Annotated in this window: 23 protein-coding genes and 4 pseudogenes; 9 read left to right on the forward strand and 18 right to left on the reverse strand. The window is 66.2% G+C overall.

Going from position 1 to position 26,225, the window contains the following annotated elements; translation table 11 throughout:
* Positions 1–153: 153 nt before the first annotated feature.
* Positions 154–1,167, forward strand: coding sequence for an NADP-dependent oxidoreductase (locus G6N54_RS02810; protein ID WP_163788482.1), 1,014 nt, complete (start codon positions 154–156; stop codon positions 1,165–1,167).
* Positions 1,168–1,170: 3 nt separating this feature from the next.
* On the opposite strand, the gene G6N54_RS02815 is transcribed toward G6N54_RS02810, so the two are convergent.
* Entirely contained in the window at positions 1,171–1,539 is a 369-nt protein-coding gene (locus G6N54_RS02815; protein WP_163788483.1) for a hypothetical protein, read from the reverse strand.
* 129 nt (positions 1,540–1,668) lie between these two features.
* On the opposite strand from G6N54_RS02815, the gene G6N54_RS02820 reads away from it, so the two are divergent.
* Both G6N54_RS02820 and G6N54_RS02825 read left to right on the forward strand, forming a co-directional pair.
* The gene (locus G6N54_RS02820) at positions 1,669–3,135 is read left to right on the forward strand and encodes an amino acid permease (RefSeq protein WP_163788484.1); all 1,467 of its coding nucleotides are present in this window, start codon (positions 1,669–1,671) and stop codon (positions 3,133–3,135) included.
* A 116-nt stretch (positions 3,136–3,251) separates the two neighbouring features.
* Positions 3,252–3,506 carry a hypothetical protein gene (locus G6N54_RS02825; protein ID WP_163788485.1) on the forward strand — a complete coding sequence of 85 codons (255 nt, stop codon included), beginning with the start codon at positions 3,252–3,254 and terminating at the stop codon, positions 3,504–3,506.
* A 73-nt stretch (positions 3,507–3,579) separates the two neighbouring features.
* Here G6N54_RS02825 and G6N54_RS02830 read toward each other — a convergent pair whose 3' ends face one another.
* Both G6N54_RS02830 and G6N54_RS02835 read right to left on the reverse strand, forming a co-directional pair.
* A complete protein-coding gene (locus tag G6N54_RS02830; RefSeq protein WP_163788486.1) occupies positions 3,580–5,034 on the reverse strand; it encodes an aldehyde dehydrogenase family protein in 1,455 nt (484 codons plus the stop codon).
* A gap of 125 nt (positions 5,035–5,159) precedes the next feature.
* Complete coding sequence (locus tag G6N54_RS02835) at positions 5,160–5,630, reverse strand: hypothetical protein (protein ID WP_163788487.1); 471 nt, start codon at positions 5,628–5,630, stop codon at positions 5,160–5,162.
* Between the two features lie 63 nt (positions 5,631–5,693).
* On the opposite strand from G6N54_RS02835, the gene G6N54_RS02840 reads away from it, so the two are divergent.
* A complete protein-coding gene (locus tag G6N54_RS02840; protein WP_163788488.1) occupies positions 5,694–7,001 on the forward strand; it encodes a hydroxyacid-oxoacid transhydrogenase in 1,308 nt (435 codons plus the stop codon).
* 113 nt (positions 7,002–7,114) lie between these two features.
* Here G6N54_RS02840 and G6N54_RS02845 read toward each other — a convergent pair whose 3' ends face one another.
* A complete protein-coding gene (locus G6N54_RS02845; RefSeq protein ID WP_163788489.1) occupies positions 7,115–8,017 on the reverse strand; it encodes an NAD-dependent epimerase/dehydratase family protein in 903 nt (300 codons plus the stop codon).
* A 59-nt stretch (positions 8,018–8,076) separates the two neighbouring features.
* Between G6N54_RS02845 and G6N54_RS02850 the strand changes: the two genes are divergently transcribed.
* Complete coding sequence (locus G6N54_RS02850; RefSeq protein WP_163788490.1) at positions 8,077–8,898, forward strand: alpha/beta fold hydrolase; 822 nt, start codon at positions 8,077–8,079, stop codon at positions 8,896–8,898.
* Between the two features lie 82 nt (positions 8,899–8,980).
* Entirely contained in the window at positions 8,981–9,664 is a 684-nt protein-coding gene (locus G6N54_RS02855; protein ID WP_163788491.1) for a PE domain-containing protein, read from the forward strand.
* Positions 9,665–9,669: 5 nt separating this feature from the next.
* Here G6N54_RS02855 and G6N54_RS02860 read toward each other — a convergent pair whose 3' ends face one another.
* Positions 9,670–10,854 (reverse strand): acyl-CoA dehydrogenase family protein, encoded by a 1,185-nt coding sequence (locus G6N54_RS02860; RefSeq protein WP_163788492.1) that lies wholly within the window; start codon positions 10,852–10,854, stop codon positions 9,670–9,672.
* Positions 10,855–10,967: 113 nt separating this feature from the next.
* Between G6N54_RS02860 and G6N54_RS02865 the strand changes: the two genes are divergently transcribed.
* Complete coding sequence (locus G6N54_RS02865) at positions 10,968–11,351, forward strand: NYN domain-containing protein (RefSeq protein WP_163788493.1); 384 nt, start codon at positions 10,968–10,970, stop codon at positions 11,349–11,351.
* A complete protein-coding gene (locus G6N54_RS02870; protein ID WP_163788494.1) occupies positions 11,348–12,295 on the forward strand; it encodes an NAD(P)H-dependent flavin oxidoreductase in 948 nt (315 codons plus the stop codon). Before G6N54_RS02865 ends, G6N54_RS02870 begins: the two co-directional genes overlap by 4 nt.
* Here G6N54_RS02870 and G6N54_RS02875 read toward each other — a convergent pair.
* The 13 genes and pseudogenes from G6N54_RS02875 to G6N54_RS02935 all read right to left on the reverse strand — a co-directional run bounded on the left by G6N54_RS02875 (position 12,292) and on the right by G6N54_RS02935 (position 24,893).
* A complete protein-coding gene (locus G6N54_RS02875; RefSeq protein ID WP_232073306.1) occupies positions 12,292–12,597 on the reverse strand; it encodes a DUF4333 domain-containing protein in 306 nt (101 codons plus the stop codon). The genes G6N54_RS02870 and G6N54_RS02875 overlap by 4 nt on opposite strands.
* Positions 12,598–12,817: 220 nt before the next feature.
* Positions 12,818–13,471, reverse strand: a pseudogene (locus tag G6N54_RS02880) (CAP domain-containing protein).
* A gap of 26 nt (positions 13,472–13,497) precedes the next feature.
* Complete coding sequence (locus tag G6N54_RS02885) at positions 13,498–14,958, reverse strand: MCE family protein (RefSeq protein WP_163788495.1); 1,461 nt, start codon at positions 14,956–14,958, stop codon at positions 13,498–13,500.
* On the reverse strand, positions 14,959–16,068 hold the full coding sequence (locus tag G6N54_RS02890) for a virulence factor Mce family protein (RefSeq protein ID WP_163788496.1): 1,110 nt from the start codon (positions 16,066–16,068) through the stop codon (positions 14,959–14,961).
* A gap of 31 nt (positions 16,069–16,099) precedes the next feature.
* Positions 16,100–17,389: pseudogene (locus G6N54_RS02895) on the reverse strand (virulence factor Mce family protein); the annotation flags it as partial.
* The gene (locus tag G6N54_RS02900; RefSeq protein WP_163788497.1) at positions 17,386–18,657 is read right to left on the reverse strand and encodes an MCE family protein; all 1,272 of its coding nucleotides are present in this window, start codon (positions 18,655–18,657) and stop codon (positions 17,386–17,388) included. The pseudogene G6N54_RS02895 and the gene G6N54_RS02900, both read right to left, overlap by 4 nt.
* Positions 18,657–19,667: pseudogene (locus G6N54_RS02905) on the reverse strand (virulence factor Mce family protein); the annotation flags it as partial. The pseudogene G6N54_RS02905 and the gene G6N54_RS02900, both read right to left, overlap by 1 nt.
* Before the next feature lie 39 nt (positions 19,668–19,706).
* Positions 19,707–21,068 carry an MCE family protein gene (locus G6N54_RS02910; RefSeq protein ID WP_163788498.1) on the reverse strand — a complete coding sequence of 454 codons (1,362 nt, stop codon included), beginning with the start codon at positions 21,066–21,068 and terminating at the stop codon, positions 19,707–19,709.
* Between the two features lie 4 nt (positions 21,069–21,072).
* The gene (locus G6N54_RS02915; RefSeq protein ID WP_163788499.1) at positions 21,073–21,924 is read right to left on the reverse strand and encodes an ABC transporter permease; all 852 of its coding nucleotides are present in this window, start codon (positions 21,922–21,924) and stop codon (positions 21,073–21,075) included.
* Between the two features lie 9 nt (positions 21,925–21,933).
* Positions 21,934–22,707, reverse strand: coding sequence for an MlaE family ABC transporter permease (locus G6N54_RS02920; RefSeq protein WP_163794472.1), 774 nt, complete (start codon positions 22,705–22,707; stop codon positions 21,934–21,936).
* Between the two features lie 316 nt (positions 22,708–23,023).
* Positions 23,024–23,227 carry a ferredoxin gene (locus G6N54_RS02925; RefSeq protein ID WP_163788500.1) on the reverse strand — a complete coding sequence of 68 codons (204 nt, stop codon included), beginning with the start codon at positions 23,225–23,227 and terminating at the stop codon, positions 23,024–23,026.
* Positions 23,224–23,631 (reverse strand): nuclear transport factor 2 family protein, encoded by a 408-nt coding sequence (locus G6N54_RS02930; protein ID WP_163788501.1) that lies wholly within the window; start codon positions 23,629–23,631, stop codon positions 23,224–23,226. Before G6N54_RS02930 ends, G6N54_RS02925 begins: the two co-directional genes overlap by 4 nt.
* On the reverse strand, positions 23,628–24,893 hold the full coding sequence (locus G6N54_RS02935) for a cytochrome P450 (protein ID WP_163788502.1): 1,266 nt from the start codon (positions 24,891–24,893) through the stop codon (positions 23,628–23,630). The genes G6N54_RS02930 and G6N54_RS02935 overlap by 4 nt, the downstream gene beginning before the upstream one ends.
* 160 nt (positions 24,894–25,053) lie before the next feature.
* Between G6N54_RS02935 and G6N54_RS02940 the strand changes: the two are divergent.
* Positions 25,054–26,217: pseudogene (locus G6N54_RS02940) on the forward strand (LuxR C-terminal-related transcriptional regulator); the annotation flags it as partial.
* Between the last annotated feature and the right edge of the window lie 8 nt (positions 26,218–26,225).

Below are 26,225 nucleotides of genomic sequence, written 5' to 3' on the forward strand. Positions count from 1 at the left end.
TAATTCGGATGTGCGGGTTGATGGTTGGGTGGTCGCGAAGCTCAATGCGTGAGGAGGGCGATCGCCCTCAGGGGTATCGGGAAACGTGAGTGATGGTGTGCTGGGCCATACGGTGCGTTACACCATTGGTGGTTGCTGGCGTAGCGTGCGCTCATGGCTGAGGTGAATCGTCGTTTCCTACTGCGGGAGCGTCCCACCGGACGCATCGGCCCCAACACGTTCGAGCTCGTCGAGGAATCGGTTCCCGAGATCGGCGATGGCGAAGCGCTGGTGCATGTCGAATGGATCTCGCTCGATCCTACTAATCGGACCTGGATCAACGACACGCCGACATACCTGCCTCCGGTCGGAATCGGCGAGGTGATGCGGGCCGGTGGGCTGGGTCGGGTCGTCGAATCAAAGAACCCCCACTATTCGGTTGGTCAGATCGTCCAGGGCCTCGTCGGCTGGCAGGAGTACCTGGTTGTCTCCGACACGGCGCCGTTGTTCGCAGTCGACGTTGCCGACGGCGTCTCCCCCAGCGCCTATATGGGCGCGCTTGGGACGACCGGGCTCACCGCGTGGGTCGGAATTCGCGACATCGGCAAGCCGCGGCCAGGCGAGACCGTCGTCGTCTCGGCCGCGGCCGGCGCGGTCGGCTCGATCGCCGGCCAGCTTGCCAAGGCCGACGGCGCCCGTGTGGTCGGGATCGCCGGCGGCCCGGACAAGTGCCGGCTGCTCACCGAGGAGCTGGGCTTCGACGCGGCCGTCGACTACCGTGCCGACGACTGGGCAGCCCAGCTCCGGGCGGCGACGCCCGACGGCATCGACGTCGACTTCGAGAACGTCGGCGGCGTGATCATGGACGCGGTGTTCGCGCGCCTCAACATCGGCGCGCGTGTCGCGCTGTGCGGCCTGATCTCCGGCTACAACGAGGCCGACCCACCGCCGGGCCCGCGCGCATTCGGCAACCTGCTGATCCAGCGCGCCAAGCTCGAAGGCTTCATCGTTCTCGACCACTTGGGCCGCGCTCCCGAGGCGGTCCGCGAGATCTCCGGCCTGATCGCGGCGGGCAAGCTCACCCCGCTCGAGACCGTGGTCGAAGGCTTCGAACAGTTGCCGACGGCGATCAACATGCTGTTCGACGGCAAGAACGTCGGCAAGCTGATGGTCAAGACGTCGAGCTAGGGTTCAGAGCGTCACGAGGACAAGGACATTCGAACGGTCCGCGGGATCGACGCGCACCGTCACCTCGGCGCCGATCGTGAGATGCGGGGCAGTCGACAGCTCGAGTGACACGCGCCGGGTGGCGTGGTAGGAGTCTTGGTCGGGCAACCGCACGTCCAACTCCACTTCGTGCCACCACCCCAGCGCCGTCGTCGCGACGTTTTCGCGGATCGCCACGATTGTCGCGACGCCCGGTAGTCCGTCGCGCATCAGCCGTTCCCGCTCGGCGCTGCGTTCGTTGAGTTCGGCGACGGCGTCGACGGCGTGCCGCTGGTCGGACCGCGTGACGCGCTGTCCGGCGCTGGCCTTCCTTGCCCGCTCGAACCAGCCCATGTCGGTGAGCGTACGGCAGTTGACAATCGGCATGGTCGGGCACGGGCGTCAAGATAGGAATTATCGTGATTGGCTACAGCGACAGTTAGCTGTAGTTGTCGGCAGCTCGGAACCGCGAGGACGTGACACATGAGCGAGGACGCCGTCGATCCCAATCCTGTTGTCGCGCAGCTCCACCGCGGCCTGGCGAACCGTCACATTCAGCTGATCGCGATCGGGGGCGCGATCGGAACGGGATTGTTCATGGGCGCCGGACGCACGATCTCCCGCGCCGGCCCGTCGGTGGTGGTGGTGTACGGAATCATCGGGTTCTTCTTGTTTTTCGTGCTGCGCGCGATGGGCGAACTGCTGTTGTCGAACCTGAATTACAAGTCGTTCGTCGACTTCGCGGGTGAACTATTGGGGCCCGCGGCAGGTTTTTTCGTCGGGTGGTCGTACTGGTTCGCGTGGATCGTGACCGGTATCGCCGAACTCGTCGCGATCGCGGGCTACCTGCAGTTCTGGTGGCCCGGTCTACCGGCCTGGGTGCCGGCGCTGGTCGCCTGCGGGCTGATCCTGCTGTTCAACTTGTTCAGCGTGCGCAACTTCGGCGAGGTCGAATTCTGGTTCGCGTTGATCAAAGTCATCGCGATCATCGGCTTGATCGTCGTCGGTGTGGTCCTGCTTGCCACCAATTTCATTTCGCCGCAAGGTGATCCGGCGACAATCGAAAACCTTTGGAACAGTGGCGGATTCTTCGCGACGGGTTTCATGGGGATGGTCGGCGGATTCCAGATCGCGTTCTTCGCGTTCGTGGGTGTGGAACTGGTCGGCACCGCGGCGGCCGAGGCTGCGAATCCACGCCGCACCCTGCCCCGCGCGATCAATGCTGTGCCGCTGCGGGTTTCGATCTTCTACATCGGCGCGCTGCTGGTTATCCTCACGGTCGTGCTATGGCGGCGGTTCACCGGCAACGAGTCCCCCTTCGTCACGATGTTCTCCCTGGCCGGACTCGCAGGCGCGGCGTCGATCGTCAACTTCGTCGTCACCACCGCCGCGGCGTCGGCGGCCAATTCGGGGATGTACTCGACCGGCCGGATGCTTTACGGTCTGGCCGACGAAGGTAGCGCTCCGGCGGTTTTTCGCCGGCTGAACCGCGGCGGCGTGCCGGCGCCCGCCCTGTTCGTCACGGCCGCGCTGCTGCTGACCGCCATCCCCGTGCTGCACGTCGGCGGTTCGGTGATACGCGCTTTCACGCTGGTGACGACGATTTCGGCGCTACGGTTCATGTTCGTCTGGGCGATGATCCTCGTCAGCTACCTCGTCTACCGCCGCCGGCACGCAGAGCGCCACGCCGCCTCGGCCTTCAAGATGCCCGGTGGCCCGGCGATGTGCTGGGCCGCCTTAGCCTTCTTCGCCTTCGTCGCGTGGACGCTCACGACGGAGAAAGACACCGCGGTCGCCCTTGCGTGGTTCCCCGTCTGGTTCGTATCGCTGGCTGTCGGCTGGCTGATCGTCCGGCGCCGACCGACTCACGCCGAGCGCTACCGCCAGTTCCTGGCGGAGATGAACCGCCCGGTCGACGACAGGGCAGCGACACCCGCACCGGCGTCCTGACCTGCGCGTGGCCCCCGGGCCTGCGACGTTGTTGGGATCGGTAGCCGCCGTCGGCGTCTGTACTTATCGCAACGACGCCGCCAAGGAGGTGGCACCCCAGGAAAGGAAGACCGTAAATGAACATCGTGCCGACTGGCATCCAGGAGCAGATCAACCGCGTCGATCGCCAACGGAGCCTCTACATCGGGATCAGCACCGGCCTGGTTGCGGTCTGGAGCTTTTTCCGGCTGATCTGGATGCTCTACATCGGAATGACGTTTGGCTGGTTCTTCGCAGCGATGGCCTTCCAACTGGTGCTGTGGGGTGTGATCGGCACCGCCGCGGCGGTCGCGTCCATCGGGTTCCTGACTCGCTACAACAAAGGTTCTTGACGCGTCTGACGGCCGTCGGAGAAGTCCCGAACCCGAGGGGGTCCGGGACTTTCCGTCTTGTGGCAGTACGGTTCTAGAGCTGGATCCAGGCCGACTTCGTCTTCAGATAGATGTCGATGCCCTCTTTGCCGAACTCGTGTCCCCAGCCGGACTGCTTGTGGCCGCCGAACGGTACGTCGTGGTCGAAGACCAACTGGCAGTTCACCTGAACGCTGCCGGCGTGCAGGCGTTTGAGCATTCGGTGGGCCCGCCCGACATTTTGCGTCCACGCGGTCGCCGCCAGGCCGTAGGTGGTGTCGTTGGCCAGGGCCACCCCTTCGTCCTCGTCGTCGAACGGCAGGATCGTGACCACCGGCCCGAAGATCTCCTGCTGGTACAGCCGCATCTTCGTGTCGACGTTGGTCAGCACCGTCGGATGCACGAAGTAGCCCTTGCGGCCCAGCCGGTAGCCGCCGGTGACCACCTCGACGCCGTCGCTCTTCCCCTCGTCGATGAAGCCCATCACGCGGGTCAGCTGCTTGTGGCTGATCAGCGGGCCGCTGACGCAGCCCTCCTCGCTGGGGGCGCCCAGCTTGAACGTGTTCGCCATCGTCGAGATGCCTGCTACGACCTGGTCGTACACGCCGCGCTGGGCGAAGATCCGAGATCCGCAGACGCAGCCCTGGCCCGAGTGCACGAAAATGCCCAGCGGCGCCATCAGCAGGGCCTTGTCCATGTCGGCGTCGTCGAAGATCAGCACCGGCGACTTACCACCGAGTTCGAGCGTGACCTTCTTCAGATTGTCGGCCGACGCGCGCACGATCTCCTTGCCGACCTCGGTCGACCCGGTGAAGGCGGCCTTCTCGACGTCGGGATGTGCGGTGATCGCCGCTCCCGCAGTGTGGCCGTAGCCGGTCAGCAGGTTGACGACCCCCTCGGGGACGCCCGCCTCGTGGATGAGCCGGTCCAGCAGCACTGCCGACAGCGGTGTCTCCTCGGCGGGCTTGACGAGCAGGCTGCTGCCCGCGGCCAGCGCCGGTGCGAGCTTCGCGCTCGCGTTGAAGATCGGGCCGTTCCACGGGAAGATCAGCCCCACCACGTCATACGGCTCCTTGAGCGTGTAGGCGTGCATGTCCACGTAGGCGTCCGACGCGATGCCGTCGGTCTTCACGTCATAGGCGACGCCGTTGAGTTTGGTACACCACCCGGCGTAGTAGCGGAAGAACTCCGACACCGTCGACATCTGCAACTGTGCCTGCATCAGGGGCATGCCGGTATTGAGCGAGTCGAGTTGGGCGAACTCCTCGGCATGCTCGTCGATCAACTGCCCGATCCGCCTAAGAACCTTGGCCCGCTCGCGTCCGGGAAGCTGCGACCAGGCACCCGACTCGAAGGAGGCCTTCGCCCGCGCCGCGGCCTCGTCTACCGCTTCCGGGCCGCAGTCGGTGAATTCGGTGATCGTCTCTTCGGTCGCGGGGTTGATGATCGGGATGACCTCGCCCGAGCCGGGGCGCTTACTGAGGTCGTCCAGTACTGCCTGCAGAGTCATCTCTTCCCTTCCCGATCAACTCTGATCGAGCCCGGCGCTCCCGTGCCCGCATGCGCTGAGCACTTGCTTAGCATTGCGGGGGTGGTGCGGTCAAGATTGCGTCGTGCCGGCCGTCTCGGCGTGGCTTAGCGCTTGGCCGCGCTGATCGTCTCGCGCACCGCCGAAACGCATCCCGCCGCATCGGGTTCGGGCCCCAGCCCGACGTAGTAACTGCCGGTGCGCTCGCCCGGGAAGCCGGTGATCATAAACCCGGCCGGATCGCCGTCGATGGCGTCCGTGGTCATCGATGCCTGCACCAATGGCGCGGAAATCACCGCGGTCCCGCGTTTTGCGCCGTAGGTGGCCACCAGCAGTTGCGTGGGATGCAGCACCACCGCGGTCCAATGCTCTTCGTCGGGATCGAGCGGGTTGGTGCGGCGCCGCAAAAGCTTGCCGAATGCCGAACTGGCGGGCGGGTTTTCGCTGTCCGTGAGCCACACCTGGACGTCGTTGAGGTCGATTTGGTGAGACGCGGCGTGTTCGGCCAACTTGCCGCAGATCTGGCGCGGCAGTTCGACGATTCGTGCCGACCGAGTGTGACGCACATAGAGCGGCATGGGTGCATCATGCCCGCGGGCCGACCGGGCTGCCATTCGCGGGCGGGGGTGTTGGATAGGAGCATGGCGTGCTGCGAATTCCCGGCTGTGGTGCAGGGCTGTGACGGAGCCTTCACCGTCGACTCTTCCCGGATCACGTTCGGGCGCGGCTGCCTCGCGGAATTGGGCGACCGGGCCGCCGCGCTGGGCCTGCGGCGGGTGGCCCTGTTCACCGATGCCAGTGTGGCGGGCCTGCCCATCTTCACGACGGCACGTGACTCGCTGGTCGCGGCCGGTGTGGACGTCGTCACCTACGCCGACGTGCATGTCGAACCGACGGACGCGTCGTTCGCCGAGGCGACGCGCTTCGCCCAAGAGGTGAAGCCCGACGGCTATGTCTCACTCGGTGGCGGTTCGGTGATCGATACCTGCAAGGCCGCCAACCTCTACGCCACCTATCCGGCGGACTTCCTGGCTTACGTCAACGCTCCGATCGGCGAGGGCGAGCCGGTGCCCGGACCGCTCAAGCCGCACATCGCCTGCCCCACCACCGCCGGCACCGGCAGCGAGGTCACCGGCATCGCGATTTTCGACCTGCTCTCCCTGACGGTGAAGACCGGAATCGCGTCGGCCGCGTTGCGGCCCACCGAGGCGCTGGTCGACCCCGATTGCACCGCCAGCCTGCCCGCCGGCGTCGTCGCCGCGGCCGGCCTCGACGTGCTGTCGCACGCGCTGGAGTCCTACACCGCGCGCCCCTACGTGCACCGGCCCGCTCCCCCGCGGCCCAGCCTGCGGCCGATGAGCCAGGGCGCCAATCCGTGGAGCGACCTGGGCTGCAGCGAGGCGCTGCGGGTGCTGGGCCGAAATTTGGAGCCGGCGGTCGCAGATGCCGCCGACAGCGACGCGCGTGAGCAGATGATGTGGGCCGCGACGCTGGCGGGGATCGCCTTCGGCAACGCCGGCGTGCACGCGCCGCACGGCATGGCTTACGCGGTCGCCGGGTTGGTGCGAGACTTCCACCCGGCGGGGTACCCGCCCGGCGAGCCGATGGTGCCGCACGGCATGTCGGTGATCGTCAACGCGCCCGCGGTTTTTCGCTTCACCGCACAGGCCAGCCCGCAGCGGCACACCGAGGCGGCCCGGCTGCTGGGCGCCGACACCCGAGGCGCCGGTCCCGACGACGCGGGCGAGGTGCTCGCGACCGAGCTCGTCCGCATCATGCGCGCGGTGGGCATGCCCAATGGCCTTAGCGGGGTGGGCTACACCGATGACGACATCGCCGCCCTCACCGCGGGCGCCTTCCCCCAGCAGCGTCTGCTGCAGAACGCGCCGCGCGAGATGAGCGAGCCGGTGCTGGCCGATTTGTTCGGCTCCGCGATGCGCTATTGGTAGGGGCTCGTCGTCTGCCAGGTCATAGCTATCGCCGAGATCGACGTTAGCGTGCGGTTCACTCGCACTTTTCCGCGCTGGTGTCGATCTCGGCGGTTTGTGCACCCGGGCGCGCGTTAGGCGCCGACGAGTTCGGGGTGGAACTTGGTCGCCATCCGCCGCATGCCGTCGTGCCAGTCGACCGTCGCGGGACCGACGAGCTCGCGCATCCGGCTGGCGTCGGTGGGGTTGCCGCGCAGCGCCCGTTCGCTCTCCTCGAACACCGGCTCCTTGCCGACCAGTGATCCCAGGAAGCTGCACCACTCCTGAATGCTGACGGTCTGCTCGCCGCACCAGTTGAGGGTGGTGGCCGGCACCGATGCCACCTCGAACAGCTTCGGGATGGTGGCGACGATGTCGTCCTCGTGGATCGGCGTGTAGCGGGCCGGACCGCCGGGCGGGACCGGAATCGGGATGCCGCCGAGCATCATCTCCATGTGGTAGAAGGGCCAGCCGCCGTTGTCGCCATAGGGGACGTTGAGGCGGGCGATGGTGGTGGGTACACCCAGGGCGCGCGCCATGGTCCGGGCGACGACCTCGCCGGCGATCTTCGAGATGGAGTAGGTGGGAAACAGCGGCTTGTGGTTGTCGCCCAGCGCGGCGTCCTCGGTCCGGACGTCGTCGTCCGGCGGATCGTAGACGGCCCCAGATGAGCAGTGCACGAACGCTTTTGCGCCACGGCAATGCGCCATCAGGAGTCCGACGGATTCGGCGTTGGCCGCCAGGTCCTTGTCCCAGTGACCACTCTTGGCCACCGCGAGATTGAGGACGTAGTCGAAGTCGTTTGGCAGACCGGCGAAGTCGCCGGCGGCCAGGTTGACCGTTTGGCACCGCACGCCCGCCTTCTCCAGGTCCTCCCGAACCGCGGGGTTGGTGAATCGGGCGATGCCCCACACTTCGTTGTCGGCTGCCAGCGCCTTGGCGACGGGGGTGGCAACTTGTCCGGTCGGACCGGTGATCAGGATTTTTGAGCCGCGCATGCGCTGATGGTAGCGAGGGCTCGCCGCGCCCCGACGATCGGCGTAACGTCCCCCACGTCATGGCAGATGCGGTGCGGTTCGTCGACGCGAATGGGCTGAGATTCGCCTACCTCGAGGAGGGTTCGGGGCCTCTTGTGCTGATGCTGCACGGGTTCCCCGACACCGCGTATTCCTGGGACTATCTGCGCGCGCGAGTGGCCGCGAAGGGCTTCCGCGCGGTCAGCCCGTTCATGCGCGGCTATAGCCCCACCGGAATCCCCGATCGCGACCCGGATCAGGAGACACTGGCTCGTGACCCGCTGGCGTTGATCGAGGCGCTCGGGGCGCCCGATGCCATCGTGATCGGCCACGACTGGGGCGCATCGGCCGCCTACGGCGCGGCCGCGCTCGGCCCCGATCGCGTGAAAAAGCTCTTCGTGATCGGCATTCCGCATCCGGCGGCGCTCAAACCGACACTGCGGAAGGTCTGGAGCGTCCGGCATTTCGCGGCCTACAAGCTACCGGGCGCGCCGAACCGCTTCGCGCGCAATGACTTCGCGGCGCTGCCCGCCATTTACCGGCGCTGGTCGCCGACCTGGAACCCCGATCCCGGCGAGTTCGACGCGGTGCGTGCAACCTTCGCGAATCCGGCGAGTCGCAATGCCGCGTTCGGCTATTACCGCAAGCTCTCCCCCATCCCGAGTGCGTCGCTGAGGGCGCGGATCACCGTGCCCACGGTTGTCTTTGCCGGACTGGATGATCCGGTCGCCGAACCGTCGGATTACCGGGGTGCCGCGCGGATGTTCGAGAACGACTACGTCGTCGAAGAGGTCCGCGGCGGGCATTTCATGCACCGAGAACATCCCGAGGAATTCACCGATCGGTTGTTGACCCACCTGTAAGCCCGGTGAGCGGATCGTCGACCACTGGGGTGGCCCAGATTTCTGCTTCTGGCAGCCGGACGCCTCGGTAGAATCAATGCCCATGACGTCCATGTCGCACGATCCCGCCGTTGCGATCATCGGCGGGCAGTTGACGGCATTGGGCGCTGCCGCCATCGCATCTGGTGCGGCGGCCGCGCCGGCGGTGACCGCGCTGGTACCGGCGGGCGCCGAGGAAGTCTCGATGCAGGCGGCGATGGCATTCGCCGCCGAGGCCGCCAAGACGCTGGCCGCCCACGCGGCCGCACACGAAGAGATTTCACGGACGGGCGCGGCGCTGGTGAACATCACCCGGATGTACGCCCAGACCGACGCGACGGCGGCAGGCGCCCTGCAGACCAACGCGGCGCGCAGCACCGCTGTCGAATTCGAAAGCGTCGGCGCGCCGATGTCGAGGTCGTTGGCGAGTCCGGCGCCGGCCACCCGGCTACTGCGCGCCGAAGCTGTGCCCGGCGCGGCCGGGACGGCCTCGATGCCCGCGGCCATGAACGCGGCGTCGACGCTGCTCAGCGCCGGCAGCGCGCCGTTGAGCACCCTCAGTTCGCTCGGCTCGTCGCTCGGTTCGGTCGGCCAGGGCGGCGCCACGGCCGGCGGAGCCTCGGCGGGCGCGAGCGGAGCGGCCGCGGGCGGTGCCGGCCCGGCGCTGGCGTCCTCGCTCACCAACGACGACGGCGGCCCCGACGCCAAGGATGCCGACGGCAAGCAGACCGGCGGGGAGCTGGTCTAGGCGGTTTACAGCCCGGGTTGGTCGTCGATGATGCCCAGCCAGATTTGCGCGGCGTCGATCGCCACCTTCTCGCTGATGAAGGCGTGTTGGGTTCCGGTGTAGATGTCGCGGAACGCCCGCTCGAGGCGGGTGCCCTCGCGGATCGAGCTGGTCCCGGCGACCAGGTGGGCCCATTCGGCGCAGCTTCGGGCAGTATCGGTGGCGTAGACGGCGGCCACCCGCATATCCGCCCGCAATCCGGGCGTCAGATCCTGGCCCGCGGCGACCGCCGACTCGGCGGTGGTGAAGGCATCGAGGACCAGCAGTCGCGCGGCGCGCCACGCCGCGCGATGGTGTGCCAGCCCCTTCTGGAAGGTGGGACGGCTGGCCAGCGCGGCCATGTCGCTCATCCGGAATTTTGTGGCCGCAAGGTCCTGCACGTCGTCGAGCATGCTCTTGGCCACGCCCAATGCCCACGACGCGTGACCGGCGGCGGTGACCGGCATCAGGCCCATCCGGGTGGCCGGCGACGTCCCGCGATGTGGCTGGCGGGCGAACAGTTCGAAAGTACGGCTCTGCGGGACGAACACGTCGGTGACGCTGTAGTCGTAGGAGCCGGTCCCCTTGAGTCCCTGGACGTGCCATCCGTCGTTGAAACTGATCTGCTCTCGCGGCAACACGGCGACATGCATCTCGGGCAGGCCTTCGCTGATCCAGCGCATCTCGCCGTTGTCCACCGGCAGAAAGCCGGCCGCGACATATTCGGAGTGGCCGATGCCGGAACCGAAACTCCAGGCGCCATTCAGCAGATAGCCTCCGTCGACAACCGTGCCCTGGCCGTTGGGAAAGAACTGGCCGCCCATCGTCACGTGATTGTCGTGAGCGGTGAACACCTCGGCGAAACCCGCGTCGGGCAGATAGGCCGCCGCGGCGAACGACGACGGCAGGTTCGCGATGCCGACCCACCCGAATGAGCCGTCCTGCCAAGCCATTTCGATCCAGGTCTCGATCATCTCGGTGAAGGTCGGTTCGAGACCACCGGCCGCCGCGGGGTTGAACGACGACATCAGCCCGCTGGCCCACATCTCGGTCACGATCGGCGCGGAAAGGGTGCGGATTCGCTCGGACTCCGCGGCTTGCTCGGCCACGACGTCGCGCATGCCGCGCGCCAGCGAGACCACACGGTCGCTCGTATCGGCTAACGACGTCATCGGCGCTCTCCTTGTCGAACCCGGGACACTTGACACGGCTGACCGTACCAATTGCTCAAAGTGTCTAGCCATCGAAATCGCGTGTCAGCGAGCGTCGGATCTACTGTGGGCTGGTGCGGTGGATCGTCGACGGGATGAACGTCATCGGCAGTCGCCCGGACGGTTGGTGGCGGGACCGCGAGCGCGCCATGGTCACTTTGGTAGACAAGTTAGACGAATGGGCTTCGGCGCAAGGAGAGACGGTGACGGTGGTGTTCGAGCGGCCGCCCAAGACCGCGATCACGTCGACCGTGATCAAGATCGCGCACGCGCCCAAGGCCGCCGCCAATTCGGGTGACGACGAGATCGTCCGGCTGGTTCGCGCCGACGCCAGCCCCGACGAAATCCGGGTGGTGACATCCGACCGGGCGCTGAGTGACCGGCTCCGAGGCCTGGGTGCCAGCGTCTTCGCGGCCGAACGGTTCCGCGACCTCGTCGACCCGCGGGATCACCGATGACCGCGGGCCGCGCCAATCGGGTCTGCGAACTCGCGCAGATCGACATCCCGATCATCCAGGCGCCGATGACCTACATCGCCGGCGCCCAGCTCGCCGCCGCGGTGTCCAACGCCGGTGGGTTGGGAATCATCGAGACCACCTCCGATCAGGGGCGGGCCGACCTTCAACGGGTGCGCACCCTCACCAGCGGGTCGATCGGCGCGAACATCGCGCTGCTGTTCAACCGCGACCTGACGGTCATAGACCTGTTGGTGGCCAACGGTGTTCGCTTCGTGACCACCTCGGCCGGGAGCCCCTCGCTGTTCACCGATCGGCTGCACGACGCGGGCATCACGGTGTTCCACGTGGTGGGCACCCTGGCCGCGGCCAAGAAAGCCGTCGACGCCGGAGTCGACGGGCTCGTCGTCGAGGGGGTCGAAGGCGGCGGGTTCAAGAACCGATACGGTGCGTCGACCATGGTGCTGCTGCCACTGGTGGCCTCCCACGTTGAAGTCCCGATCGTGGCGGCCGGCGGAATTTGCGACGCCCGGTCGATGGCCGCCGCGCTGGTGCTCGGCGCCGAGGCCGTTCAGATGGGCACGCGACTGCTTGCCTCGGCGGATTCGCCGGTGCACGGCAACCTCAAACAAGCGGTCGTCGCCGCCGACGAGACCGCAACCGTGATGCTGCCGCTGGACGGCAAGCGGATGATGCGCGTGATCCGCACCGCGGCTGCCGAAAAGCTCGATGAGTCGGCCTCTTTCGAGGAATGCGGCGCGGCGCTGCAGCGCGTGCAACGACTCTATTTCGACGGCGATATGGACGCCAGCGTCGCGAACACCGGTCAGGTCGCTGGCCGGATCGACGACCTCCCACCGGCCGCCGAGATCATCAAGCAAATGTGGACCGGCTGCCGAGAGGTGCTGGCCGCCACCGCGGATCGGCTGCGGCCCGGCCAGGCCTAGCTCGGGTGGGTGTTGACGGCGAAGTCGACCTGCTCGCCGTTGACCTTGGTGATCTTCATGTTCGCGGTGTACTCCTTGCCCTCCGGGCCGGTGAAGTGACAGTCGAACTGCACCCCGACCTTGGCCTCGACGCCGTCGGGGCAATGCACGTCGTTGGGATGAAAACCGGTCTGCTTGGCGACGACGTCGACCACCGACTGTGCCGCGCCGTCGGGCTTGACGGTCGACTTGCTGCTGCAACCGGCGGCCAGCACACCCACCAGGCCGACAGCCGCGACCGCAACCTGGGCGATACGCATCATCGCGCGTTACTCCTTTGTCTGCCGAGCCCGAGGCGAACGCGACGGGAATCCACAGGCTAACACGACCCAGCGGCGACACCACAGCTCAGAAGCGGCGGATGTCCGGCACTGCAAACGAATGTTCGCGTTGCCGGGAAACCGGCGTCGGCGCCCCCGGGTGCCCCGGCGACGGCCCGGGCGTCTACTGGCTGCCGTTCACACTGACGCCCAGCTGACTGCCTTACTGGGGCGGAATCCCGGGCGGCGGGTAGACGCCACGCAGGATCCACGGCAGCCAGTTGATGCCGTACTCGACCTCGTCGCTCGCGTCTTAGTCGGGGCTGGGATCGAGGGGGACGTTCTCCTGCAGTGCCACCGCCGGCGGCGGCACTGCCCGGGCCAGTGCCGCAGCGGGCCGATCGGATTGGCCGTACACGGCGACCACGACGGTGCGATCCCGGGCGTTCTCCGACCACACTCCGATCTGGCTGTTGGCACAGTCGGACATGATCGCGAAATATCCGGGGTTGTAATACCACTGGTTCATCAGCTCGACGCCGCTGATCGCGATGGCGGGATTGATCGCGACGGTTTCGGCGACCCGCCCGTGGAACCCGGCGGCGTTCGCCCGGTCCTGCGGGGACCCGTCAGAACCGATGTCGTCGTTGAGGTTTCGGTTGTTCAGCACATCGAGGGTGTGCCGTTGGGCGGCCAGCTGTAGCTGCGGATTGATCTTCACGTCGTTGGTGCAGCCGGCCTGGTGCTGAACGGTGAAGACGTTGGCGACTACGCCGTCGTTGAGCCGCTTGTTGTCGGCCTGTGCGGCGGGCGCACCGAATCCGGCACCGATAGCCGTGCAGAACAATGCGCCGATGGCCGAAGCTTGATACCGCATGTCGTTGTTCCCTTCGATCGGCTCCGTCAGCTCCCCGGCGGCAGCAACATCGCCTGCCACGTCTTGTCTTTCGGCGCGGTCTGAGCCAGATCCGATCGCGTGTATTGATGCCCGTCGGGCCCGGTATAGGTGCCGGTGGCCGGGTCGTATTGCGCGGCGGCGATCGGAGGCGGCGCGGGTCCGGGAGGGCTGGTGGCGCGCGGTGCTGATCCGGGCGGCAGCTGCGGGATGTCCTGACCGGACAACGTGGCGTTGGGATCGCCCTTCCAGTTGAAACGGTCGTTGAGAGGCACGTATTGTTCGTTGCTCTCGCACATCTTCACGGTGGGTGCGCGCTTGCCCGGCACCGTTTCGCACGGGATGTTGCGGGCCCCACGGACATTGAGCTGTGAGTCCTGCGGGACCCGGCAGTACAGGTCGCCGGCCGGGCGGCCCGGATAGTCCTCGGCCGTCGGCACGCGCTGCTGCTGAGCGGGCAGGAAACCCGTCGCACACGGTGGCGGCAGGTTCAGGTTGAGGTTGAAGCTCAGATACTGACCCCGGTACGCCTGCTTGGTGTTCAAGTTGGCGAGAATGCCGGCCTGCTCGGCGCCGATGGCCATCGGAAACACCACCAGCAACTGCTCGAGGTCGTTTTGGTACGTGAGCGCGGCCTGGCCGACGCTGACGAGGTTGGCCAGCAGGAGCGGCAAGGTGGGTTGCACGCGCTCGATCAGCTGGCGCACCTCCCCCAGGGCGGGCCCGCCCGCATCGATGACGTGGGTGACGGTCGGGTCATGCGTTTGCAATTCGGTGGTGACCGTGGCCAGATGGGATGCCCAGCCGGCGATCGCGTCCGAGCTGTGGTTCTGCGAATCCAGCACCGGTCGTGCTTGGTCGATCAGCGCCACCAGCGGGTCGAGATTCTTGCGCGCGTCGCCCGCCAGATCCGACGTGCCGACGATCAGCCGGGAAAGCTCAGGCCCGAGCCCGCCCACCGCGGTATACGACTCGTCGACGACGGTCTTCAAGTTGTCGCGCGGGATCGCCCCCAATGCGGTATTCGCCGCGCTGAGAAGGGCATTGATGTCCGGCGGGACCGAGGTATCGGCCAGCGGGATCACGTCGCCGTCTTTCAGCGGCCGTGAGGTGGCGTTGCGGGGCAACAATTCGACATACGATTCGCCGATCGCGGTGTGACTGTGTACCTCGGCCTTGAGGTCGGACGGAATGTCGATGCCGGACTTCAGCGACAGCACGGCTTGCACCCCGGTGTCGGTCAGCCCCACCGATTCCACCCGGCCCACCTCGAATCCGCGATAGGTGACGTTGCCGGTGCCGTACAGCCCGCCGGATTCCGGCAGCTCCATCTTCACCGTGTAGCGGCTGACGCCGAACAGCATGGCCGGCAGCTTGACGAAGTGCAGGAAGGTGATTGCCAGCACGGCCAGCGCAATCACGGTGAAGACGCTCAGCTGCAAGATGATTCGTCGCAGAAGATGTAGCATCTAGGGCCCCTGATCCCAGTGATAGGGCGCGACCAGCGGATTGCCGGGGGTGCCGCGATAGCCCGCCGTGCACGGGCTGGGGAACTGGCCGATGGTGCGGCCCCACTGCAACTCGAGCTGTGTCAGGTGGCACTCCCATCGCGTGCCGGTCAACAGGCCCTGGTCGATTCGGCTGAGTGTGAGGTCCACGATCGCGGTCAGGTTGGCGTAATCGCCGCGCTGGAAATTCTGGAATGTCTCGTTCGGAAACGGGAAGGTCGCCAGCAGGGACAGCGATCGGGTCAGGCTGGGCCCCGCGTTGGCGAGCGACTCCAGCACGGGTCCGACCTGCTGCAGCTCCTTGACCAGGTCGGCTTTGGTCTTGTTGACCGAATCAACAGTCAGGGCACCGAATTTGCTCAACTGATCCGTCGCCTCGACGAGCTTGCCCCGCTCCTCGTTCAGCACCGCGAGGGCGTCGGGAACAGTCGCCAGGGCGCGATCCAGGACCGGTTGCTGGGGGGCGAACTTCCCCACCACATGGTTCAGGCTCTCGGTGGCCGCGATGATGTCGCCGGACTGGTCGTTGAGGTTGGCCGAGAATGTGCCCAGCTGTGAGATCAGGCTGCGCACGTCGTGTTCGCGGCCGCGGAACGCGGTGCTCAAAGCCTCGGTGATGTCTTGGATCTGACCCAGTCCGCCGCCGTTGAGCACTAGTGACAGCGCCGCCAGCGTCTGCTCGGTGCTGGGGTAGGCGCCGCCACGTGCCAGCGGAATGACGGATCCTTCACGCAATTTCCCTTGGGGTGCTTCGCGTTTCGGGGGGCTCAGTTCGATGTGATAGGAGCCCAGCAGGCTGGTGGTGCCGATCTTGGCCGTCGCGTTCGCGGGCAGGGTGACGCCACGGTCGAGCTGCATGGTCACCAGCGCATGCCAGCCCTGACGCTCGATCTTCGTCACGTGGCCGATCGTCACGTCGGCAACACGCACCCGCGAGTTCGGCTGAATGTTGTTGACATCCGGCATCTGTGCCTGGACCACGAACGACCCCGGCCCCTCGCCCTGGGTTCCGGGCAGCGGCAACGAATTCAGCCCGCGCCAACCACAACCGGGTATGCCGGCCACGACCATGACCGTCAACACGCTCAGCGCCAGTCGTCTCATTGCCCCCTCCCGGTGGCGTCATCATGCCGCGCAGGCCCGCGGCCGGGTCGGTCGCGACCGTTTCGCTCACTGGCGCACCGGCGGCCGGTGGTGGCGCGTTCGGGGCGGGCGGAACGTAGTCGGGGCGCATCGAATCCTCGCTGTAGGTCACCTCATTGGGCCTGGCCTGCGCCCCGACGAAGAGGTTCTCCCCGATCGGCGGGTAGTTGTACTGACGGTTCTTCACAATCGGCGCCATGTACTGCGCACAGAGTTTCGCCGCTTGCTCGCCTCCCAACCGGGAAGCGGCTTGAATGGCGCCGCACAGGAACGAGATCTGGTTGGACATGTTGCTGCCGGCCAGTGCGCCGGTCAGTGCGCCGTTGGCCGGCTCGAAGATGTTGTTGAAGTTCTGCAACACCGTCGGGCTGATGTGCAATGTCTGCTTGATGTCGTCGAGGCTGGCGACCAGTACCTTGCTGATCGACGTGAGCTTGTCCGACGCGGTGCCGATCGCGTTGCGGTTCTCGGCGGCGAAGCTGCGCACGTCGCCGACGACCGCGTTGAGATCCTCGGCCGCCTGCGCGACTTTGTTGGGATCGTCGGCCAACAGCGAGGACACTGTGGCGAGGTTCTGGTTCAGCTGCTCGAGCAGATCCGCACTGTCGCGCAGCGCCGTCACCAGTGTCGACAGATTCTTCAGGGTGGAGAAGATGTCCTTGCTGTGGTCGCCGAGCGCCGAAACAGCTTGCGAGAGTTTGATAATGGCGTCGCGGATGGTAGGGCCCTGCCCGCGCAGGTTGTCCGCGGCGGTGTTGATCAGGGCGCCCAGTGTGCTCACGCCGCCGGGCTGCGTGGGCTTCAACAATTCGGTCAGCCGCTGAACCTGTGCGCGCAGGTCATCCCACTCGACCGGCACCACCGTGCGGTCCTGGCCGATGACGGCCCCGTCGGCTAGGACCGGACCACCGGTGTAGGGCGGCGTCAACTGGATAGCCCGGCCCGAAACCAATTGCGGCGACAGGATCGCGGGCCTGGCGCCGGCGGGGACCTTGCATCTGCGGTCGAACGAGAACGTGATCTTGGATCGCAGCGGCTCCGGCTCAATCTTGAGGATGGTTCCCACCGGCACCCCCCGGATCCGGACGTCGTCACCGGCGAACACGCCGTTGCTGTTGTCGAAGTACGCGACCACGACGTTGCGGGCGGCCTCGCCCGCGCTCCGCATCGCGACGATCACGCCGGCGACGAGCACCAAGATCAGGCTGGTCGCCAGCACGGATCGGGACCGTCGGAGTCTTGTTGTCACGGTTGACCTCCCGGGGCCGGCGCGGGCGGCCCGGGCGGTGGACCGCCGGGCGGCGGCGCCGCGGGTGGCTCCCGGTAGGGGTAGCAGCCCGGCCCGGGCAACGGCACACCGGGCGGACCGCACGGACGGTCGCCGGGGTTACCGGTGATCGCGTCGGGCAGATTCATTCGTGGCTCGCCGCCCTGGCCCGTCCGCGGATACGGGACCGGCAACGGCGGAGTTCCGGGTTGGCCGGTCGGCGGGTCGGTCAGCTGCGACGGGAGCAAGGTGGCCGGGTCCAGCCCCAGGTCGGAGAACGCTGCACTGATGAACGGCTGAACGAACTGCCCCGGCAGTAGATTCACCACGTACGCCTTGAAGAAAGGGCCGGACGACAACGACTCGCCCAGCGACATGACGTAGGAGTTGACCAGCGGAATGGCCTTCTGCACGCGTTCTTTTCGGTTCTCTACGATCGCCAGCACGCCGTTGAGCTTGTCCAGCGCCGGTCGCAGCTGCTGACGGTTTTCGGCGATGAACCCTTGCAGCTGCCGCGAGACCGCCGAGATGTTCGTCCAGATCTCATCCAGGGCGGAGCTCTGGGTCCGCAGCTGTGCCAGCACCGCGTTGGTGTCGCGCACCAGGGTGACGACTTCGTCGGTGCGTTTTGCCAGTACCCCGGTTGCCTTGGCCGCGTTGTACAGCAAGTTGCGCAGCTGCGTATCGCGGTCATCGAGCGTTTGCGCAAGGCGGGCAACCCCTTTGAGCGCGCTCCTGAAATCTGCCGGCGTATCGGCGAAGGTCTGTGCCATCGTGTCCAGCGATTCGGACAGCCGGTTGGTGTTCAGCCCGCTGATCGTGGTGGCCAAATCGCCCAGCGCGTCCGGCAATTGGTAGGGCGACGTGGTCCGCTCGATCGGGATGGGCCCCTCGAGTCGGCCCTCGCCGCGCGGCGTTACGTCGAGGAACTTGCTGCCCAGCAGGCCTTTGGTTTTGATCGCCACCTCGGTGCGGTTTCCGAGCCGAACGTCGGCGTCGACCTGGAACGTGACCAGCACGCCGGGCCCGTTGAGCTCGATACCGGACACCTTGCCCACCGGGTAGCCCGAGACCTCGACGGTGTTGTCGGTTCGCAGCCCGCCCGCGTCGGCGAAATATGCCGAGACACTATTGCCCTGATCGAGAAACGGCAGGTTCTGATATTGCAGCGCAGCCAACACGATTGCGGCGATTGCCACGATGCCGACGGCGCCGATGACCAGCCGGTTGCGTTCAGCCAGTGACGGCATTTCGGCGTACACCGCCCGCTGGCCTGACCGGCGACCTTGATGTAGACCGGCTGGCCGCCCTTGCCGTTGACCTTGAGCACGACGTCACACAGGTAGAAGGCGAAGAAGTCGCCGTACATGCCCTGGCGGACCAGTGCCTGGTATTTGTCCGGCAAGGTGTTGAGCAGGTTGTCGAGGTAGTCGTGGTCGGCGACTCGATCGGTCTCCTGGACCACCTTCGAAAACGGTGCGCCCGCCCGCGACAGCAAGTCGGTGATCGAGCCGGCCGCCGTGTTCGTGTAGGCCACCGCGTTCGAGATGTCCGCTTTGCGTTCGGCGAGACCGTGCACCAGTTGTGACAGCGATGTGACCGCCTTGTCCAACCGATCGCTTTGGCCACCAAGCGAACCCAGCACCACGTTGAGGTTGTTGACGACTTGCCCGATGAGCTGGTCGCGGTCTGCCAAGGTGTTCGTCACCGCCGCGGCCTGGTCGAGAAACGACGTGATCGTGGGGCCCTGCCCCTGGAACATCTGCAGCAACTGCTCGCTGAGCGCATTTACCTGCTCGGGGTTGAGCGCGCGAAACAGCGGCTTGAAGCCGCCGATCAGGGCATCGAGATCCAGCGCCGGCTTGGTGCGGGCCAGCGGAATCGTTTGGTGCGGGGCAAGTATGGCCAGCCCGCCGGCACCTTCTTCCAGCGCCAGGTAGCGGTCGCCGAACAGGTTGTCGTATCGGATCACCGCGAGGGTTCCCTGGGTCAGGGTGACCGAATTGTCGGCGGTGAACTCCACCCGCACCGTCGCGTCCGGGTTGATGGAGATCTTTTCGACCTTGCCGACCTCCACCCCCGCGATGCGCACCAGCTTGCCCTCCCTGAGGTTGGACACGTTGGTGAACTCGGCGTAGTACGTCTTGCCGTCACCGAAACGCACCTCGCCGAACACGGCAACGAGCAGGGACGCGGTCAGCGCGCACACCGACAGGAAGATGCCCAGGCGTACTGCGACGCCTTTCAGGTTCTCCTGCATCGTTCTTCTCCTGCATGTCGATCGTGGGCTGTCACGCTGTTAGGGACCCGGCGGCGGTGGGGCGGGCGGTGGAGCCGGCGGAATGCCAGGCCACAGCGGCACCCCGCCCGGTCCGTACAGCGCCGCCCCGTACGGCGGGGCGCCGGGGTTGGGCCCGATGGCCGGACCGGGAATGCACTGACGGATCGAGGGCGGTTGGGGCACGGCGCGGGTCACCGGGAGGTAGTCGGCCCAGCACGGATGGCCGAGGCCGGGGTTGGGCCTGATATCGATCCCGGCCCCCCACCCGGTATTGGTGACGAGTTCGCGCACCGGGAAGTTCTTGCTGGCATCCGGCAGTGACCCACACCCCGGCTTGCCGCCGGGGCCGCCCTTGGCCGCGACGAGCGGCACGTTGTCGGGAAACACGTACGGGTCGTTGCCCAACAACAGTGCGACGTCGAGTTGCAGCGTGCGACCGTCGGCGCCACCCCATGCCGAATAACCGCCGTTGTCGAGATACCACTTGGTGCCCTGCAGGAAGCAGGTGTACTCGGGGTTGTATTTGAGAAGCAGGTTCGTGGTCGGCTCGAGGATGTTGACCGACGCGACGAGATTATCTCTGCTGTAGCCCAGCAGGTTGGTGCCGGAATTGGACACGCCAATCACGTTGAGCAGCAGGTTGTCCAGTTGATTTGCGTGACTGACCACGGTGGTGCTGGTGGTGCTGGCCACGTTCAGGATCGTCAGAATGTCTTGGGCGGCAACATCGTAGGTGTCACCGAAGGTCTTCAGCGACCGCCAGTCCTGGCGGATGGTTTCGCTGCGCTCGTTGAGCGCCGCCAGCACCTGGTTGAGGTCGGTGGCGGTTTTGCCTATCCGCTCGCCTTGGCCGCGCACGGCGTCGGCCACCGCGGTCAGCACCGAGTTCAGTTTGAGCGGATCGATCATGTTGAGCAGGTCGACGACGTTCTCGAACACGGTGTTGATCTCCGTGCCGACGTTCTTCGAATGCAGGACAGCTCCGGCCGACAGCCGGGCCCGGCTCGGGTTCGGCGGCATCACCAGATCGACGAACTTGGCGCCGAACGCGGTGGTGGCGCTGATTTGGGCCTCGACATTGGCTGGGATGTAACGGATTTGGTCCGGCTCGATCTCCAGCTTCAGACTGGTTCCCTTTTTGTCATGAGTGGCCTGGTCGATCTGATTCACCCGGCCCACTTGCACGCCGCGCATCATGACCTTGGCGCCGGTGTCCATCACCAGCCCCGAGCGGTCCGCGGTCAGCGTCACCGGCACGTAGGAGCGCAGGGTGCCGGTGAAGGACATCGCCGTCACGAGGACAACCACGCCGATCGCCCCCAACAGAATCAGCGTCCACCACGCGTCGTGCAGACGGTTTCTGCCTGGCCCGCGACTCATGCCGCTAGCTCGCCAGGTGGAAGTTCGGGGACTGGCCATAGATGGCCAAAGTCATGATGACGATCGCGATCGACGCCAGCACCATCGAGGCGCGCACGGCCCGGCCGACGGCTTCGCCGACCCCCGCCGGTCCGCCGTACGCGCTGTACCCGTAATAGGTACACACCAGCATGATCATCAGCGAGACCACGACGACCTCGAACGACGACCAGAGCACGTCGGTCGGGCGCAAGAACGTGTTGAAGTAGTGGTCGTACACACCGGAGCCCTGCCCGTACACCGCGGTGGTCCCGATGCGGGCGGCCAGGTATGCCGTCATGAGCCCCACGCAAAACAGCGGGATCGCCACGACCACGCCCGCCAGCACCCGGGTGCTGGCCAGATAACTGACGCTGCGGATACCGATTACCTCGAGTGCATCGATCTCCTCGTTGATCCGCATCGCGCCCAGCTGCGCGGTGGCGCCGGCCCCGACGGTGGCGGCCAGCGCGACCATGACGGTTCCCGGCTGAATCTCGCGGGTGTTGAAGAACGCCGACGCGAAGCCGGTCAGGGCTTCCATCCCGACCGAGGCGAACTGGTTGTAACCCTGGACCGCCACGATCGCGCCGGTGGTCATCGCCAAGAACCCGACGATGACGACAGTTCCACCGATCACCGCGAGAGTCCCGACGCCCAAACCCATCTGGGCGATCACCCGCAGCAGCTCGCCGCGGTAGTGCATGACGGCGTCGGGAATCCCGGCGATGGCGCTGGCGTAGAACCGTACCTGCGAGCCCATCCGGTTCCACTCGCCCGCAACGGACTTCGTAAAGCGCTGGACCTGTCTCGGGCCGCTCGGAACGCTGACCGTCATCGGTTCACCTCACGACACCATGAACGGCATGCCGACGGCGGTGACGATGATGTTGATGACGAACAAGACGATGAAGGCGAACACCACGGTCTCGTTCACCGCCCTGCCGACGCCGGCCGGGCCCCCGCCCACCGACATGCCCTTGTAGCAGGCGATCAGGCCCGCCATCAGTCCGAACAACGTCGCCTTGATCATCGAAATGATCACGTCGATCGTGTGGGTGAGGGTGGTCAGGCCCGCCACCCACGCCCCCGCCGAGACGTGCATCAGGAACACCGAGCAGAAGAACGCGCCGATCAGACCAGTCGCGGTGACCACCGAACTCAGGGCCAAGGAGACCGTCGTGGCCGCCAGCACGCGCGGAACCGCCAGCGCCTGAATCGGATTGATACCCATCACCCGTAACGCGTCGAGCTCCTCGCGGATGGTGCGAGCACCCAGGTCGGCACACATCGCGGTGGCGCCCGCGCCTGCCACGACCAATACCGTGACGATCGGGGCGCTTTGGTCGACGGTGAAGATTGCGCAGCCGGTTCCGGAGAAATCCGCCGCGCCGATATCGGTGAGCAGGATGTTGAACAGGAAGCCCGAAATCACCGCCCACGGGATCGTCATCAACACCCCCGGCAGCGTCGACACCCGCGCCACGAACCAGCACTGCAGCAGGTATTCACGCCACGCGAACGGTGGCCGGAAGATGGCCACAAACGTCTCCGCCGACATCACGAAGAAATCGCCGATTGCGCGGACCGGCTTCGCCGCCTGATCGACCACCATCACCATCGCGCCGAGCACCGCCTGGATTCGACGCCGTGTCGTCGGGTGGAGTTGCTCACGGTGCCCCCCCCGGACAGGTCGAAGTGGACGAGTGACATCCGCGAGGGTACGCGGCGCGCCGCCACCATATCCATAGCCAATACGCACGATTTCCGACGACTGATACGTAAATAACGAAGCAAAAGAGCACTTACGTGTGATGATGTATCTTGTCACTACCGTCTCAATGTCGGTCGAGTCGCCGCGTGCGCGGCCGTCCCGGGCGTCGTTTGCAGGCCCGCCTCCGGGCCGTGCCACGTTGGCCGGCCCCAACCTCATCCGGTCACTCCGGAACCAACTGCAATGCCCCCGACGGGCAGAGTTTGACCGCGTTGCGCACCCGGCGGGCGACGTCGGTGTGGGAGTTCGGAATCTCGTCGGAGGCAAGCAGCACGACGCCGTCGTCGTCCTGGTCGAAGAACTCGTCGGCGGTCATCACGCACATTCCGGCGGACATGCAGATCTCGCGGTCCGCGGCGATTTTCACGAGAAGGCCCGCAGGGTCAGCGCCGAATTCATGAAGTCGCGGAAGTGCAACCAGCGGCCGTTGCGCAGCGTAATGATGTGCGCGAACTCGGATTCCCATTCGTAGCCGGTGGCCGGGCGCCGAAAGCGTTGGTGGCCCCAGGTGGCGAGTTCGTCGCCCTGGGCGATGAATTTCCATGCCTGCATCTCGACGATCTCGATGTGCATCCCGACCGTGGCGAAGAACGTCGTCGCTGCCTCGATGCCGCGGTAATCACCCGCGTACGGGATCGTTTCGGTGCCGTAGTAGGTGATCCGTATCTCGGGATCGAGATAATGCAGCGCGGTCTCGAGGTCGCCGGCCGGCACCGCGGCGTAGATGGCTTTGGTCGCCTCGATATTGCGCGACTCGATGGTGGTTGTCATGAAAGGTGAAGGGGCAGACGGATATAGGCGTGGGTCAGCAGGCTAGCGGTCTGCTTGGTGCCGGGATCGTCGGTCAGCGCGATGGTCCGGTAACGATCGAGTACGGCGTCCAGGACCGCCATGACCTCCAGCCGGGCCAGCGAAGCGCCGAGGCAGAAGTGCAGCCCGTGCCCCAGCGAGAGCTGCTGGCGAATGTTGGGTCGATCGAGGTCGAGTCGGTCCGGGTTCGCAAACACCGCGGGATCGCGGTTGGCCGAACCGAAGAACAACGCCACCCACTCCCCCTTGCGGATCAGCTTGCCATCGATCTCGACGTCACGGGTCGCGATGCGGAACAGGCGTTGCGGCGGCCCGTCGAGCCGAAGTGTCTCCTCGAGAAAGAGATTCAGTAGCGTTCGGTCGGCGCGCAGGCGCGCCTGGACTTCGGGCTCGCGTGCCAGCGCGTGCAGCAGATTGCCGATCAGAAAGGTCGTGGTCTCACTGCCGGCCACCACGAGGGTGACGCAGAACCGCACGATTTCCCCTGGGGTCAGCCGCTGCCCGTCCACCTCGGCGCGCAGCAGCGCCGAAATCAGGTCTTCGGCGTCTTCCACGCTTTCGCTGTCGTCACCGGTCTCCCGCTCCGCCAGCCGGGCGGTGTGCTCGGCGAGTCGAGTGGCGAACGTCGTCACCATCTCCTGGTTGCTGGCGATGCGCTCTTCGGGGGACAGCGACGACGAGAGCATGAAGGCGTTGGCCCAGCGCCGAAACCGGACGTGGTCGCCGTCGGGCAATCCCAGCAGGCGCACCATGGCCCGGGTGGGAACCTCGGCGGCGAATTCCATCACCTCCACTGTTGGATTGCCGTCGGCGTCGAGGGCAGCGAGCAGCTGCGGGATCAGTTCATTCAGCCAACCCTCGAGCTTTTTGACACGGCGTGGAGAGAATGCGTGACTGACCAACTTTCGTTCCACCTCGTGCTTGGGCGGATCGGTGTTGACCAGCATCAGGCTCGGCGCCGACGAGGCCTCTTGCAGGGGATCGCGCGACGAGAAGGTGGTGCTGTCCTTGGCGGCGTCGAAAACCTGGTCGTAGCGGAACAGTGCCCATGCGGTCACGGGCTCGTCGGCGCCCGGAATGGTTCCCGGCGGCCAATCCCGATATCCCGCAACGGGTGAGAGCTTTCTCAGCTGTTCATACAGCGGATACGGATTGGCGACGCCAACTGGGGTGGGAAGTAATTCGATGGCCGAAACCGATTCCGAAACGGATGCTGAGGACATGCGATCAGCCTGTGTCAGTTGCGGCGTCAAATCGATCCCCCGTTGGGGGGGACTCCTGCCCCCGTACGAGGTGAATTTCTTATTTCCGGCCTGCCACGGCGCTTCCCAGAGGAAAGTGAGCATCGTGATTGGTGTCAACGTTGGCGATGTCATTTCGGGCATGTCCGATCCTCCGGGGCCCAATGCGCTGGCCGACGGCAACCATCCCGGTTGGGCGTCGCGGCCGGCCAGGGAATCCGATGCCGCGCGCCGCTACCGCGAGGCATTTCGGGAGGGTGAGGTCGATCCCACCGACGATCCGTTGGCGGTGGTGGCCGAGGCCATCGACACCAAGGCGGCGATGGTGCGTAATGCGTTGGAGCCGCATGGGGATGAGGACGCGCTCAATGCGCTCGACGGGTTGTTGGACCTGTGTTCGCTCGAGCGGGAGCTGATCGAGGACGGCGCCAAGCGGCGCACCTTCGCGCTGCTGGCCGTGCAGGAGGGCCTGAGCAAGCTGCGCGCGGTCGACGATGTCGCGACGATCGTGGACCGGGCGCCGCGCGAGATGGTGGAATCGTGCGGATTCGACCGTGCGGTGCTGTTCCGCGTGCACGAGGGCCGAATGGTGATGGAGTCGGCGTATTTTGGCGAGGACACCGAGGGTGCGGAGAAGATGGTGGCCTTCGCGCAGTCGGTCGCACCCCTGCTGGATCACATGCTGATCGAAACGCAGATGATCCGTCGTCACGCGCCCGCGATCGTGCGTGACGCCCGCAACGACCCACGGGTCAATCGGCCGATCATCGACTTCTCGTTGACGCATTCCTACTGCGCGGCACCGATCATGCGGACGGGCAAGGTGATTGGGTTCCTGCACGCCGACCGGCTCTACTCGGGCCGCATGGTCGACGAGATCGACCGCGACACGGTATGGGCGTTCGCCGAGGGTTTCGGTTATGCCTACGAACGCACGGTCTTGCTGGAGCGAATGCGCCGCCAGCATGACGAGGTCCAGCGTGCGCTGGCGTCCGCGGACGAGGCGGCCCGCGCGCTGCAGGACGCGGATCTGGACTTGCGCAAGATCGAGCCGGTCGAACGCAGCCCCGCCGCACGGTCGTTGGCCGAGGTGCAGACCCGGGTGATGACGATGCTGACGCGCCGTGAGGTCGAGGTCCTTCGGCTGATGGCGGCCGGCCGCACCAATCAGCAGATCGCCGACGAGCTGGTGATCTCGGCGGGCACGGTCAAGTCTCACGTCAAGAGGGTGCTGCGCAAGCTGAGCGCGACCAACCGCGCGGAGGCGGCGTCGGCCTATGTGCGGCTGGCCAGTGTGCCCGAAGTGGGCTTATG

This window comes from Mycobacterium stomatepiae (genome assembly GCF_010731715.1).
Lineage (GTDB): Bacteria > Actinomycetota > Actinomycetes > Mycobacteriales > Mycobacteriaceae > Mycobacterium > Mycobacterium stomatepiae.

Excerpts from the sequence above, each read along its gene's own strand:
- G6N54_RS02930 (WP_163788501.1), bottom strand. The coding sequence starts at position 23,631 with ATGACAACCACCATCGAGTCGCGCAATATCGAGGCGACCAAAGCCATC.
- G6N54_RS02935 (WP_163788502.1), bottom strand. The coding sequence starts at position 24,893 with ATGTCCTCAGCATCCGTTTCGGAATCGGTTTCGGCCATCGAATTACTT.
- G6N54_RS02885 (WP_163788495.1), bottom strand. The coding sequence starts at position 14,958 with ATGCTACATCTTCTGCGACGAATCATCTTGCAGCTGAGCGTCTTCACC.
- G6N54_RS02915 (WP_163788499.1), bottom strand. The coding sequence starts at position 21,924 with ATGACGGTCAGCGTTCCGAGCGGCCCGAGACAGGTCCAGCGCTTTACG.
- G6N54_RS02845 (WP_163788489.1), bottom strand. The coding sequence starts at position 8,017 with ATGCGCGGCTCAAAAATCCTGATCACCGGTCCGACCGGACAAGTTGCC.
- G6N54_RS02900 (WP_163788497.1), bottom strand. The coding sequence starts at position 18,657 with ATGCCGTCACTGGCTGAACGCAACCGGCTGGTCATCGGCGCCGTCGGC.
- G6N54_RS02870 (WP_163788494.1), top strand. The coding sequence starts at position 11,348 with ATGACCGCGGGCCGCGCCAATCGGGTCTGCGAACTCGCGCAGATCGAC.
- G6N54_RS02920 (WP_163794472.1), bottom strand. The coding sequence starts at position 22,707 with ATGGTGATGGTGGTCGATCAGGCGGCGAAGCCGGTCCGCGCAATCGGC.
- G6N54_RS02835 (WP_163788487.1), bottom strand. The coding sequence starts at position 5,630 with ATGCCGCTCTATGTGCGTCACACTCGGTCGGCACGAATCGTCGAACTG.
- G6N54_RS02855 (WP_163788491.1), top strand. The coding sequence starts at position 8,981 with ATGACGTCCATGTCGCACGATCCCGCCGTTGCGATCATCGGCGGGCAG.
- G6N54_RS02825 (WP_163788485.1), top strand. The coding sequence starts at position 3,252 with ATGAACATCGTGCCGACTGGCATCCAGGAGCAGATCAACCGCGTCGAT.
- G6N54_RS02830 (WP_163788486.1), bottom strand. The coding sequence starts at position 5,034 with ATGACTCTGCAGGCAGTACTGGACGACCTCAGTAAGCGCCCCGGCTCG.
- G6N54_RS02860 (WP_163788492.1), bottom strand. The coding sequence starts at position 10,854 with ATGACGTCGTTAGCCGATACGAGCGACCGTGTGGTCTCGCTGGCGCGC.
- G6N54_RS02850 (WP_163788490.1), top strand. The coding sequence starts at position 8,077 with ATGGCAGATGCGGTGCGGTTCGTCGACGCGAATGGGCTGAGATTCGCC.
- G6N54_RS02890 (WP_163788496.1), bottom strand. The coding sequence starts at position 16,068 with ATGGTCGTGGCCGGCATACCCGGTTGTGGTTGGCGCGGGCTGAATTCG.
- G6N54_RS02820 (WP_163788484.1), top strand. The coding sequence starts at position 1,669 with ATGAGCGAGGACGCCGTCGATCCCAATCCTGTTGTCGCGCAGCTCCAC.
- G6N54_RS02875 (WP_232073306.1), bottom strand. The coding sequence starts at position 12,597 with ATGATGCGTATCGCCCAGGTTGCGGTCGCGGCTGTCGGCCTGGTGGGT.
- G6N54_RS02910 (WP_163788498.1), bottom strand. The coding sequence starts at position 21,068 with ATGAGTCGCGGGCCAGGCAGAAACCGTCTGCACGACGCGTGGTGGACG.
- G6N54_RS02815 (WP_163788483.1), bottom strand. The coding sequence starts at position 1,539 with ATGGGCTGGTTCGAGCGGGCAAGGAAGGCCAGCGCCGGACAGCGCGTC.
- G6N54_RS02840 (WP_163788488.1), top strand. The coding sequence starts at position 5,694 with ATGGCGTGCTGCGAATTCCCGGCTGTGGTGCAGGGCTGTGACGGAGCC.
- G6N54_RS02810 (WP_163788482.1), top strand. The coding sequence starts at position 154 with ATGGCTGAGGTGAATCGTCGTTTCCTACTGCGGGAGCGTCCCACCGGA.